12 protein-coding genes are annotated in these 12,280 nt (G+C 50.3%); all 12 read left to right on the forward strand.

From position 1 onward, the window contains the following. Positions 1 to 18 precede the first annotated feature (18 nt). The 12 genes from HII30_RS00180 (at position 19) to dnaB (ending at position 12,115) form a co-directional block, all read left to right on the forward strand. Positions 19 to 981, forward strand: a complete 963-nt coding sequence (locus HII30_RS00180) for an ABC transporter permease (RefSeq protein ID WP_169502911.1) — start codon at positions 19 to 21, stop codon at positions 979 to 981. A 39-nt stretch (positions 982 to 1,020) separates the two neighbouring features. Next, complete coding sequence (gene opp4C / locus HII30_RS00185) at positions 1,021 to 1,920, forward strand: oligopeptide ABC transporter permease (RefSeq protein ID WP_211184345.1); 900 nt, start codon at positions 1,021 to 1,023, stop codon at positions 1,918 to 1,920. Positions 1,921 to 1,931: 11 nt separating this feature from the next. Next, the gene (locus HII30_RS00190; RefSeq protein WP_169502913.1) at positions 1,932 to 2,909 is read left to right on the forward strand and encodes an ABC transporter ATP-binding protein; all 978 of its coding nucleotides are present in this window, start codon (positions 1,932 to 1,934) and stop codon (positions 2,907 to 2,909) included. Continuing rightward, complete coding sequence (locus HII30_RS00195; protein WP_169502914.1) at positions 2,906 to 3,871, forward strand: ABC transporter ATP-binding protein; 966 nt, start codon at positions 2,906 to 2,908, stop codon at positions 3,869 to 3,871. The genes HII30_RS00190 and HII30_RS00195 overlap by 4 nt, the downstream gene beginning before the upstream one ends. A gap of 186 nt (positions 3,872 to 4,057) precedes the next feature. Next, positions 4,058 to 4,975, forward strand: a complete 918-nt coding sequence (locus HII30_RS00200; RefSeq protein ID WP_169502915.1) for a D-alanyl-D-alanine carboxypeptidase family protein — start codon at positions 4,058 to 4,060, stop codon at positions 4,973 to 4,975. Between the two features lie 244 nt (positions 4,976 to 5,219). Beyond that, positions 5,220 to 6,218, forward strand: a complete 999-nt coding sequence (locus HII30_RS00205; RefSeq protein WP_169502916.1) for an LCP family protein — start codon at positions 5,220 to 5,222, stop codon at positions 6,216 to 6,218. Positions 6,219 to 6,461: 243 nt separating this feature from the next. Then, entirely contained in the window at positions 6,462 to 6,902 is a 441-nt protein-coding gene (locus HII30_RS00210) for a CBS domain-containing protein (RefSeq protein WP_169502917.1), read from the forward strand. 180 nt (positions 6,903 to 7,082) lie between these two features. Next, the gene (locus HII30_RS00215; protein ID WP_211184367.1) at positions 7,083 to 7,385 is read left to right on the forward strand and encodes a MazG-like family protein; all 303 of its coding nucleotides are present in this window, start codon (positions 7,083 to 7,085) and stop codon (positions 7,383 to 7,385) included. Continuing rightward, the gene (locus HII30_RS00220; RefSeq protein ID WP_343045021.1) at positions 7,382 to 8,308 is read left to right on the forward strand and encodes a DUF2232 domain-containing protein; all 927 of its coding nucleotides are present in this window, start codon (positions 7,382 to 7,384) and stop codon (positions 8,306 to 8,308) included. Before HII30_RS00215 ends, HII30_RS00220 begins: the two co-directional genes overlap by 4 nt. 11 nt (positions 8,309 to 8,319) lie before the next feature. Then, on the forward strand, positions 8,320 to 10,311 hold the full coding sequence (locus HII30_RS00225; RefSeq protein WP_169502920.1) for a DHH family phosphoesterase: 1,992 nt from the start codon (positions 8,320 to 8,322) through the stop codon (positions 10,309 to 10,311). After that, positions 10,308 to 10,751 carry a 50S ribosomal protein L9 gene (gene rplI, locus HII30_RS00230; protein ID WP_169502921.1) on the forward strand — a complete coding sequence of 148 codons (444 nt, stop codon included), beginning with the start codon at positions 10,308 to 10,310 and terminating at the stop codon, positions 10,749 to 10,751. The genes HII30_RS00225 and rplI overlap by 4 nt, the downstream gene beginning before the upstream one ends. Then, positions 10,751 to 12,115 (forward strand): replicative DNA helicase, encoded by a 1,365-nt coding sequence (dnaB, locus tag HII30_RS00235; protein WP_169502922.1) that lies wholly within the window; start codon positions 10,751 to 10,753, stop codon positions 12,113 to 12,115. Before rplI ends, dnaB begins: the two co-directional genes overlap by 1 nt. Positions 12,116 to 12,280: the final 165 nt, after the last annotated feature.

Raw genomic sequence — 12,280 nt, forward strand, 5'->3', positions numbered from 1 at the left:
TATGCCGGGAGGAATATTATGAAGCAGTACATTATCCGGAGGCTGCTGCAGATGATCCCGACGCTGATCGGGATATCCATACTTGTCTTTGCCATATCCTCTATGGTACCAGGCGATTATATCACTGCAAAGAACAGTCCGAGTATGACGGCCGAGAAGAAAGCCGAGCTCCGGGCTATTTACGGTTTAGACAAGCCGCCCGTGGAGCGTTATTTTACGTGGGCCGGCAATATGGCAGTCGGTAATCTGGGGGATTCCCTCCAGCATAAACAGCCAGTCACCAAAGTTATCAATACCTATGTATGGAACTCTTTTATTATTGCTTTTTTCAGTTTGATCTTTAGTTGGATTATTGCTGTGTTTACCGGGGTATTATCGGCAAAGTTCCAATACTCCTTCTTTGATAAGATGGTCACGCTCCTTGTATTTTTGTGTATGTCTCTGCCTTCATTCTTTATCGGTCTCTTATTGATCAAGGTGTTTGCGCTGGAACTGGGATGGTTACCCATCGGAGGAATGACAACGGCCGGCTCCAAAGCAACAGGCTGGGGTTATTTTGTGGACGTGCTTGAACATTCCTTCTTACCGATCCTCGTACTTACGATGATCAGCACAGGAAGCCTTACCCGTTACTTCCGTACCAGCATGCTGGAGGTCATCCGTCAAGATTATATTAGAACAGCCCGCGCCAAGGGTTTGAAAGAGCGTACGGTTATTTTTAAACATGCGCTTCGGAATGCGATGCTGCCTGCCATTACACTGATGGGATTTGAACTGCCGGCTCTGTTCGGCGGAGCGATTATCCTTGAAAAAGTGTTTGTATGGCCGGGTATCGGTCAGGTTTACCTGGAATCCATCACGGTGCGTGATTATCCGTTTATGCTGGGCTTTACCATTTTCCTGGCTGTTCTTACATTGATCGGAAACCTGATTTCCGATGTTCTGTACGGAGCCGCTGACCCAAGAATCCGTTTAAAGTAGGAGGAGATTACTTTGTCCCTGGAGGCTGCACCTCTTGATATGAAAACTCAAGTCCCAGCGAAGCAGCCGGATTCTCCGTGGCGAATTGCGATCCGCCGATTCACACGCAACCGTCTGGCTGTTATTGGACTTTTAATATTGGTCGTTATGGTTCTCTTTTGTGTTGTAGGACCATGGTTTTCACCTTATGATCTATTAGAATATGATGTGAAAAATAAGAAAAACCTGGCACCTAATGCCGAACATTGGCTCGGTACAGACAAGCTCGGCCGTGACACGCTGCTCCGTTTGATGCTGGCAGGAAGAATTTCACTGCTGGTAGGCCTTGTGGCGACGGCGATCTCCATCTTGATTGGAGCTACGCTGGGCGCCTTGGCAGGCTTTTACCGCAGATTTGCAGACACGATCATTATGCGTATTGCTGATGTATTTATGGCACTGCCAACGCTGCCGATCTTGATTATTATGGGAGCGATACTGTCTGACTTGAAGGTAGAGCCGAAGCACCGGGTTTACTTTCTGATGCTGATTCTCGGTGTGCTGGGCTGGACGACGATTGCCCGTCTCGTTCGGGGACAGATTCTGACCCTGCGCGAACAGGAATTTATGCAGGCTACCGAAGCTTTAGGGCTTCGCGACCGCCGCAAAATTTTCCGTCATCTGATGCCGAATACGATTCCTATCATTATCGTAACGGCTACACTGGGTGTGGCTGGAGCCATTATCGCCGAATCGGCGCTCAGCTTCCTCGGAATCGGGGTCGTTCCTCCGACACCATCATGGGGGAACATGATCACTTCTGCCAACAGTCTGATTGATTTCCGCAGAAGACCATGGCTGTGGATTCCGCCGGGCATGTGTATCCTGATTACCGTGGTGGCAATTAACCTGATTGGCGATGGTCTCCGCGATGCTCTGGATCCAAAAATGAAGAAGTAGGAGATGCGCTCATGGCAAAAGATTTAGTAGAATTCCGCAACTTAAAAACGCATTTTCATACATCTGCTGGCACCGTGAAGGCCGTTGATGATGTCAGCTTTAAGATAAGAGAAGGCGAAACCGTTTGTGTGGTCGGCGAGTCAGGCTGCGGCAAAAGTGTGACGGCCATGTCACTGATGCGTCTGATCGATACACCGCCGACAGGTGGAGAGATTCTGTTCGAAGGCAAGGATTTATTAAAAATGGGTAAAGGGGACATGAGCCGGATTCGCGGTAATGACATTGCCATGATCTTTCAGGAGCCCATGACCTCACTGAACCCGGTATTGACCATTGGTGAGCAGATTGTTGAACCGATCATGCTGCATGAACTGGTCACCAAGAAGGAAGCGCGCACACGGGCTATAGAGCTGATTAACCTGGTTGGTATCCCGCGTGCTGAGAAAATATACGAGTCGTATCCCCATGAACTGAGCGGCGGCATGCGCCAGCGGATCATGATCGCGATCGCACTGAGCTGTAATCCGAAGCTCCTGATCGCAGATGAACCGACGACGGCGCTTGATGTGACCATTCAGGCACAGATCCTCGATCTGATGCGCGGCATTAAGGAAAAGTTCAATACGTCGATTATGCTGATTACGCATGATCTGGGTGTTGTAGCTGAAATGGCGGATTACGTGGTCGTTATGTATGCTGGTAAAGTGATTGAGCAGGCTCCGGTTATTGAGCTGTTCCAGAATCCGAAGCATCCATATACGAAAGGGCTGCTGAAAGCCAAGCCGGTAATCAATCAGCGTCAAGAGCGTCTGTATTCGATCCCGGGTTCGGTGCCCAATCCGGTGGAACTTGGCGACAACTGCCACTTTCACGACAGATGCGAATTCTGCATGAACATTTGTGTGGAAAAGGAACCCCCGCTTGGTACGGATCCTAACGGTCATAAAGTCGCCTGCTGGCTGTATGAAGAGGAGGGGAAAGCACAATGAGTGAAGTGCTGCTCGAGGTCGATCATCTTAAAAAATACTTCCCCATCACCGGCGGCGTATTTCAGCGCAGAGTCGGAGACGTGAAAGCTGTCGACGATGTCAGCTTTACGATCAATAAAGGGGAATCCTTCGGCCTGGTTGGTGAGTCGGGATGCGGCAAAAGCACAATTGGCCGTACCATACTCCGGCTGCTGGAAAAGACCGAAGGCAAAGTGATCTTTAACGGACAGGATATTCATAAATTATCCAAGGAACAAATGCGCGGCATGCGCACCAAGATGCAGATTGTATTCCAGGATCCATTCAGCTCACTGAATCCGAGAATTAAAGTCGGTGAGGCGATTGGCGAGGCACTGCTGGATCACGGTCTGGTCAGACGCAAGGAGCTTAAAGCACGCGTCATCGAGACCCTGCAAATCTGTGGGTTGGCAGATTATCATTATGACCGCTATCCCCATGAATTTTCCGGGGGTCAGCGTCAGCGGATCGGGATTGCCCGTGCGCTGATTATGAATCCGGAATTCATCGTGGCCGATGAGCCGGTATCTGCGCTGGATGTATCCATTCAGGCACAGATCATCAACCTGCTGAGCGATCTGCAGAGAGACAAGCAGCTCACGTATCTGTTTATCTCCCATGATCTGAGTGTCGTTGAACATTTATGCGACCGGATCGGTGTTATGTACTTAGGTTCTATGGTAGAGATGGCGAGCAAGGACGAGCTGTTCCGCAATCCGCTTCATCCTTACACCAAAGCGCTTCTGTCGGCTATTCCGGTTCCGGATCCGACGCTGAAACGCGAACGAATTGTTCTGAAGGGCGATATTCCCAGCCCGGCCAATCCACCGTCTGGCTGCAAGTTTCATACCCGCTGCCCGCTGGCATCGGATATCTGCAAACAGGAAATTCCGGAATACCGGAATGTAGGGGATAATCATTTTGTCGCCTGCCACTTTGCGTAATATTATAGAGTCATTTATTGAAAAAGGAGCGGCCCTCTAAAGATCGTAAGATCTTGAGGGCGCTCCTTTTTTCATGCGCCCGGGATCGGTGAATTTTGCGCCCTGCATAAAAAAATAAAAAAAATTTAAAAAATAGAAGACCAAACCGCCTTTTAAACCGTCTAATACATATGGAGGGTATTTCATATGAAAAACAGATGGTTGTGGATCGTGATTCTTATACTTTGTATGATACCGGCAGGCCTGTTCCTCACTGCAAATATTGAACCTGTGGGCAGGGAACCGGAAGTGGAGGCTAAAGCTGTCGTTTTGATCGATGCAGACAGCGGCCGCATTTTGTTCAGCCGGAATGGAGATACCCCTTTGCCTCCGGCAAGCATGTCGAAGCTGATGACAGAGCTTCTGATACTGGACGAAATCAAGGCAGGTCATCTTAACTGGGATGAAGGGGTGGTTGTCAACCGTCATGCAAGCCATGCTAAAGGTGTACGCCTGCCTCTTCAAGAAGGCGATGTCCTCACGGTCAGGGAGCTGTTTCAAAGCCTTGCCGTATATTCCGCCGATGATGCTGCAGCTGCACTGGCAGAGCATACAGCCGGGTCACAGGACAGGTTCATTCAAGAAATGAACCGAAAAGCCAAGGAACTGGGATTGTCGAACCAAACCTTTTTTCAAAAAAAAGCAGGGATAGCGGAGACTACTATGACCGCCAAAGATACAGCCAGGTTAGCTGCCCATCTGATCTCTCAATACCCGGAAGTCCTGAACACCTCCAGCAAGACACAGATCAAGCTGGCGGGACGGGACGTATACTTAAGCAGCAGCAACTGGATGCTGCCATCCCTGGCAGGTCCCTATTCATACGAAGGAACGGATGGACTGAAAGCCGGATTTTCGGAGCAGGCCGGGTATTGTTTCACGGGAACGGCAGAGCAGGGCGGAACGCGTCTGATCGCGGTCGTGCTTGGAGCTGACAGCAGGGAAGCACGGTTTGAGGAGACCCGTAAGCTTTTTGATTATGGATTTACCAAAAGCTTGACCTGGAAAGAGCGGCTGAATCACTGGTTCCGAGAGGACCCCGTATCGGCTGCTCTTTCTCGTTGAATAATATGGTGGAATTATGGAAGTTCTGCCTGAGACTTCACAGAAAGGCCCCTCATCGTTTACAATAGAGCAGATGTATATTCATGCATATGCAATTTAAAACAGGACGCTGGTCATGTGTCATACACATGCCTAACCGTTTAATGAAAGAAAGGGGGCGAGCTAGAGACAGCGGTGCTTCCGCTATCCTCGGTTTCTCTCAATAATCGGTTTTTATATTATAAAAAAAGAAGGAATTGAACTCATGAAGAGGAAATCAATATATATAACGTTGGCTATTTTATTGGTCGTGGGCGGTCTTGGATTTGTATTCCGCACCCAGCTGACCATCCTGGCATTTGACTTGTTTATGGCGGAAAAAGTGGAAAATTCCCTGCAGCATTCCTATAAGCCGCTGCAGAGCGAGCAGGCTCCCGAGCCGACGGTTCTGCAGAGCGAGCCGTTCAGTGTGATGCTGCTGGGGAGCGATCAGCGGGAAGATGAGGCAGCCCGCTCCGATACGATGATTCTGGCGGTTGTTCGCCCGAAGGAATCGAATATCCTGCTGATCTCGGTTCCGCGTGATACGTACGTCGATATCGTTGGCCGTAACCACAAAGATAAAATCACCCATGCATTTGCTTTTGGCGGTCATCAGATGGCAAAGGATACGATGGAAGCCTTTCTGGATGAAGAGATTGATTATTATGCCTCCATTAACTTCACGGGACTGAAAGATGTCATCGATGCGATGGGTGGCGTAGAGCTGCCAATCGGCAAGGACATTGTGAACAAGGGATGGAATCATGACAAGTTCACCATCAAGGCGAATCAGCCGATCTATATGGGTGAAGACGCGCTGAACTATGTGCGTTACCGGGAAGACAGTGATTTTAACCGCACAAAGCGTCAGCAGGTGTTCCTGGATGCTGCAGCAAAACGCTTGAAACAGCTGGATCAAATCGGAAAAGTACCGGAATACATCGAAGTGATGGGCGACAATTTCCAAACGGATATGCAGCCTAAATTTATTGTAGATCTTGCCAAACAGCTTATGGCTGGCGGTAAACCGGAAATGACGAGTATGACGGTCATGGGAAAAGGAGTTCGTTACAGCGGTGTCTATTACAATGAGCCTTTCGATGAAGACGTTCAGGAAGCCAGAGATATGATCGACAACTGGATGGACCCCAAGACCAAGGAGTCTGAATTGATGAAGCCTGAGAAATCAGACGAGTCGGAGGCACTTGGAACGGTTAAGTAAACAGTGAACAGTTCCGGTCTTATAGGCAGGCAGCATAATGTGTGTACATTTCAATCAGCAGTCCGGGTTGTCTGGCTGCTGATTTTGTGTCCCTATGAGCCCGGTGTCTGTCTTTCACTGTAAGGGAAATAAAGCGCTTGCAAATTAACTTCGATATGTAGGGACCATCTGGCATAGGTATGTAAAGAGAGAAATGAGACTTTAGCAGAGTCAGGTTTAAGTAATAAGGAGGATTCAGGAATTATGAATATCGCGTTTTTTTTGCTGCCCAAACAGGAGGTCATCTGTCTGACGTGGGATAATACGCTGCGGCAGACGCTGGAAAGGATGGAATACCACCGATATACGGCTGTGCCGATTCTGGACAATGATGGGCAGTATGCCGGAACCGTGACAGAAGGCGATCTGCTGTGGCACATGAAAAACTCGGATGGAAAGATTACATTTGAGAATTCGTCAAAGTTTATGCTGAAGGATGTCCCGCTGCGCATGGAAATTAAGGCCGTATCCATTGAAGCCAATATGGAAGACCTCATCAATCTGGCCAAAGTACAGAACTTTGTACCGGTCGTGGATGATATGAACCGGTTTATCGGAATTGTCAGACGGAGCCAGGTTATTGAATATTGTGAGAAGTTTGTCTCTCGGGAAGAAACCGTAGAATCAAGCGGCGCCACCTCCTAAAAGAGAAATCAAATATAGAAGGAATTTCTGATGCAGGCCTGTGATCGCGAACAAAAGCGATGCAGGCTTGTACTGTATAAAGACGATGCACCGGGCTGGCTGCACTTTGTGTAGGCAGCACTCTTTTGTGATATAATCGGGAATAAAGCTTTTTTCAGGGAGAGATGGGACTTGCCGAATATGCCGAAGGATTTGGATGTGGCCAAGCGGGCCAAGGTAATTGAGTGGCTGAAGACCGAAGTTGTCGACAACGTATCCCGGTTGTTCAAGGCTCTGTGGGAGGGAAGTACGGCGAAGGTGGGCGACAGTCTGGCCAGCCTGATCATGAGCTCCTACATATTGGGCCGCAGACTGGGTGTATCCTATAAAGATCTCGATGATCTGCTTCTCGAAAAGTTGAAAAAGCATAAACAGGAAGGACATCAGCTGGAAGATTGGTATCAAGATATTTCTGGTCTCCAAGAACATTTGCGTAAGAGGTGAACCTATTGAAACAGCGTTATACGACCGTAGTCTGGAGTATTATATATCTGCTCCTGCTGCTCTCGTTACTCACTCCATTTTCCATGATAACGGCCTTCCTTCTAGTCGTGCCGGTTGCTTTGCTGTTCACGGCTCTGAATAATAAATCATTCATACTCCATATCGCACCGGTATGGCTGGCAATTGCGTTAATTCATCCTGTTTATCTGGTGATGGCTGCTTTTTTCCTCATACCCGGTATTGTGATGGGGTCTTTGTACCGAAAACGTGCCCCTGCCATGAAGGTGCTGCGTTTCGGGATGTCCGCGCTGCTCGCAGAACTGCTGATTCTGCTCGTGGTTGCAACGGCATTTTTCCAATTGAATTTAAATGAATACGTGGATGAGATCGTTAAAATAACGACAGACCCGCTGAGAGAGATGGGCGTCAGCGGAGGATTTACCGGCGGAATGACATGGACGGCAGAGCAGACGGAGGCGCTCAGCCGCATGACGATGCTGATGGTCCCTTTTGCCATGATTGTCAGCTCTTTTCTGATTACGGTCGTTACACACGCTATAGCGCGTCCGGCGCTGAACCGTATGGATATCGCTGTACCGTCACTTAAGCCCGCAAGAGAATGGATGCTGCCGCGTTCGCTCATCTGGTATTATCTGCTGGTTGTTATTCTTGATTTTGCCAACCAGGATTCAGGTAACCGGTTTATACAGGTCCTTGTGGTAAATGCAACGCCTTTGCTGCAGATGTGTTTCATGATTCAGGCGCTCGGATTTTTCTTCTTTCTGGCACATACGCGGAAATGGCATCCCGTCATTCCCGTGCTGACGGCGATTCCGATCGTGCTGTTTCCGCCGATGATCATCATCGGTATTCTGGATCTGGTGTTTCCACTGCGGCAAGCATTCAGTAAAAACAATAGATAGGGTGATCAGTCATGCCTAAATTTCTGCAGAAACGCTGGCACGGCTATTATACCGTCTGGGCGTTCACGCTTCTGCTCCTGCTCGTCATATTCGTTTCCGTTTATAATACCTGGCTTGGCCTGATCGGTCTGTTTCTCGCATTAGCAAGCGGTTATGGGATGCTCAAGGCAGAAATGAAAGCCCGTCACGATCTGGTGGAATACATCGGTGAGCTGTCGTTCCGCATTCGGCGAGTGGAAGGCGAAGCTGTCAGCTCGCTGCCCTTCGGAATCATTCTGTACAGCGAAGATAAGACCGTGGAATGGAGCAACCAGTTTGTTGCAGGCATGTTTCCTCATCAGCATCTGGTCGGTGTATCTCTGCATGATCTGCTTCCTGAACTGTTCGAAGCGCTTCGGGAAAAGAAAGATAAGAAAGAAAGTCTCCCTCGGGAAATACGGCTGGAAATGCGCCATGGTGAACAGTTTTACGGGGCTACGATCATTCCGGAAGAACGCTTGATCTATCTGGATGAGATCACCGAGCTGGTCATTCTTCGCCAGACCTATGAAGAGGAGCGGCTTGCGCTTGGCATCATGATGATGGATAACGTGGACGAGGCGACCCAGGGTATGGATGACCAGCAGCGAACAGCGCTTCTGGCCAAGGTCAGCAGTGAGGTCACCGATTGGGCCCGTGAGTTTAACGTATACCTGCGCAGACTGTCCTCAGAGCGTTTCCTGATGATGCTGAACAAAAGATCACTGGATGCACTGGAGAACAGCCGCTTTGTGATCTTGGACGAAGTCCGGGAAATGACGGCAGACCTGAAGGTCCCGCTGACCCTGAGTGTAGGGCTGGCCTTTGGCGCTGACGATGTAACGGAGCTGGGACAGCTGGCTCAGTCCAGTCTGGACATGGCACTGGGCCGCGGCGGCGATCAGGCTGCGGTGAAGGCGGGACAACGCCTGTCGTTCTACGGCGGTAAGTCCAATGCGGTGGAGAAGCGGACTCGGGTGCGTGCACGGGTTATCTCCCATGCTCTGCGGGATCTGATGCAGGAAAGCGACCGTGTCATCATTATGGGCCATAAGCTGCCGGATACGGATGTTATCGGCGCGTCGATCGGCGTGCTGAAGGCCGCTCAGCTGTATAAGGTGGAAGCCTATATCGTGCTGGAAGGGCTGAATCCGGCCGTTCAGCGGATTATGAACGAGGTCCGGAAGGACGAGAACTTGTCTTCACGGTTTATCTCACCGGAACAGGCTATGCAGATGTTGACTCAACACTCGCTGCTGGTCGTTGTCGATACGCACAAGGCATCCATGACAATGGAGCCGCGGCTGGTCAAGCAGGCAAGCCGTGTTGTCGTCATCGATCATCACCGCCGCGGTGAGGAATTTATTAACGATGCGGTCCTCGTCTATCTGGAGCCTTATGCGTCCTCAGCCTGTGAGCTGGTGACCGAAGTGCTGCAGTATATCCATGACCGGGTATCGCTGACCCCGCTGGAGGCGACAGCGCTCCTGGCCGGGATAACGGTCGATACGAAGCATTACGCCCTGCATACCGGCTCCCGCACATTCGAAGCTGCGGGCTTTCTCCGCCGTCACGGAGCCGATACGGTCATGATTCAAAGAGTGTTAAAAGAAGATTTAACAGAATTTATCGCTAAGGCAGAGATCATAAAACATGCTAGAATGGTATATGGGCATATTGCCCTTGCGGTAACGCAGCCCGGTCAGCAGATATCACAGCTGCTGATTGCACAGGCAGCTGACATGCTGCTCAATATGACGGATGTTCAGGCATCCTTTGTCATCAGTGAACGAACCGACGGACGGATCGGGATCAGTGCCCGGTCGATGGGCCGGATGAATGTCCAGATGGTAATGGAACGGCTTGGAGGCGGAGGTCATTTGACCAACGCGGCTGTTCAGCTGGACACGTCACTGGAAGAGGCGGAAGCCTCGCTCGTGGAAGTGCTGTCCGATATTGAAGCGAAAGAGGGGTTGTTTGAATGAAGGTTATCTTTATTAAAGATATGAAAGGCCAGGGCAAGAAGGGCGAAATCAAGGAAGTGTCGGAAGGATACGCGAATAATTTTCTGTTCCCGCGCGGTGTGGCGCGTCCGGCAACAGATGGCAATATGAAAACACTAGAGCAGCAGCATGCCTCCGAAGAAAAGCGCAAGCAGCAGGAGAAGGATGAGGCGCTGGCGCTGGGTAAACAGCTGGAAGAGATGACGATTGTGATGAAAACCAAAGCCGGTGAAGGCGGCCGTCTGTTCGGCGCCGTTACCAGCAAGCAGATTGCCGAAGCGCTGGCAGCACAGAAGCTGAAGATCGACAAGCGCAAAATCGAGCTCGGCGAGCCGATCCGTTCCCTGGGTGTTACCCAGGTTACTGTGAAGCTTCACCCTGACGTCAAGGCGACGCTCAAGGTACAGATTACGGAGGAATAATGAGCGGAGAAGCTTATTTCGATCGGGTCCCTCCCCAGAATCTCGAAGCTGAACAGGCGGTGCTGGGCGCAGTCCTGCTGCAGAGCGAGGCGCTGATTACGGCGATGGAACGGGTCCAGAGCGAGGATTTCTATGACAAGTCGCATCAGATGATCTATGAGGTCATGGTGCAGCTGAGTGAAGAAAGCCAGCCGATCGATCTCGTGACCTTGACCTCCCGGCTGCAGGATAAAGGGCAGCTGGAGGAAATCGGCGGCGTCAGCTATTTGGCGAAGCTGGCCCATGGCGTACCGACTGCGGCGAACGTGGACTATTACGCTCAAATGATTGAAGAGAAGTCGATGCTGCGGCGTCTGATCCGTACCGCTACCCAGATTGTCAGTGAGGGATATACGGGCGGAGAAGACGTATCCGGTATGCTCAGCGAAGCAGAGCGGCGGATTCTGGAAATCTCGAACCGCAAATCGGGCAGCGGCTTTATTGCCATACGTGATGTTCTGATGGAAGTGTTCGAGAAGGTGGAAGTGCTGCATCAGAACCGCGGAAACACAACCGGAATTCCCTCCGGATTTGTCGATCTGGACAAAATGACGAGCGGATTCCAGCGCAATGATTTGATTATCGTAGCTGCGCGTCCTTCTGTAGGTAAGACGGCCTTTGCGCTGAATATTGCGCAGAACGTGGCCATTCGCGCCAAGGAGACGGTCGCCATCTTCAGTCTGGAGATGTCTGCACCGCAGCTGGTACAGCGGATGATCTGTGCTGAGGCGAACCTGGATGCAGGTGTGATGCGGAATGGTGATTTCAAAGGTGATGAAGATTGGTCGAAGCTGACGATGGGCATTGCTGCCCTGTCTGAAGCGGAGATTTATATAGACGATACGCCAGGCGTTACGGTGGCAGATATCCGTGCCAAATGCCGGCGACTGAAGAAAGAGAAAGGGCTGGGGATGATTCTGATTGACTACCTGCAGCTGATCCACGGCCGCGGTAAAGCGGGCGAGAATCGTCAGCAGGAAGTATCGGAGATTTCCAGAACCCTGAAGCAGATCGCGCGGGAGCTGGAAGTGCCTGTTATAGCCCTGTCCCAGTTGAGCCGGGGCGTAGAGCAGCGTCAGGACAAGCGTCCGATGATGAGTGACCTTCGGGAATCAGGATCGATTGAGCAGGATGCCGATATCGTTGCTTTCCTGTACCGGGATGATTACTACAATCAGGAGACCGAGAAGAAGAATATTATCGAGATTATTATCGCCAAACAGCGTAATGGTCCTGTTGGCACGGTAGAGCTGGTCTTTTTAAAGAATTTTAACAAGTTCGTCAATTATGAGCGGACGCATGCCGACGCTTTTGCCGCCGGGTAGCTGCTAGTCCCAATTCCGAACAATCGTACATTAAGATGTGCGATTGTTCGTTTTTTATTTGACATAAAAAAAAGAGGCTGTTACACTGATATTGCTGCCTTACGGTGGCAGATTAACGGCAGTTTTGTGCCTGAGATACGAATATAGGCTGATATCCAACTATGA

The sequence above is a fragment of the Paenibacillus lemnae genome (assembly GCF_012933385.1).
Taxonomy (GTDB): Bacteria; Bacillota; Bacilli; order Paenibacillales; family Paenibacillaceae; genus Paenibacillus_AQ; species Paenibacillus_AQ lemnae.

Coding starts and splice junctions, on each gene's coding strand:
- opp4C (WP_211184345.1), top strand. CDS start 1,021: ATGAAAACTCAAGTCCCAGCGAAGCAGCCGGATTCTCCGTGGCGAATT.
- dnaB (WP_169502922.1), top strand. CDS start 10,751: ATGAGCGGAGAAGCTTATTTCGATCGGGTCCCTCCCCAGAATCTCGAA.
- HII30_RS00190 (WP_169502913.1), top strand. CDS start 1,932: ATGGCAAAAGATTTAGTAGAATTCCGCAACTTAAAAACGCATTTTCAT.
- HII30_RS00200 (WP_169502915.1), top strand. CDS start 4,058: ATGAAAAACAGATGGTTGTGGATCGTGATTCTTATACTTTGTATGATA.
- HII30_RS00205 (WP_169502916.1), top strand. CDS start 5,220: ATGAAGAGGAAATCAATATATATAACGTTGGCTATTTTATTGGTCGTG.
- HII30_RS00210 (WP_169502917.1), top strand. CDS start 6,462: ATGAATATCGCGTTTTTTTTGCTGCCCAAACAGGAGGTCATCTGTCTG.
- HII30_RS00215 (WP_211184367.1), top strand. CDS start 7,083: ATGCCGAAGGATTTGGATGTGGCCAAGCGGGCCAAGGTAATTGAGTGG.
- HII30_RS00180 (WP_169502911.1), top strand. CDS start 19: ATGAAGCAGTACATTATCCGGAGGCTGCTGCAGATGATCCCGACGCTG.
- rplI (WP_169502921.1), top strand. CDS start 10,308: ATGAAGGTTATCTTTATTAAAGATATGAAAGGCCAGGGCAAGAAGGGC.
- HII30_RS00225 (WP_169502920.1), top strand. CDS start 8,320: ATGCCTAAATTTCTGCAGAAACGCTGGCACGGCTATTATACCGTCTGG.
- HII30_RS00195 (WP_169502914.1), top strand. CDS start 2,906: ATGAGTGAAGTGCTGCTCGAGGTCGATCATCTTAAAAAATACTTCCCC.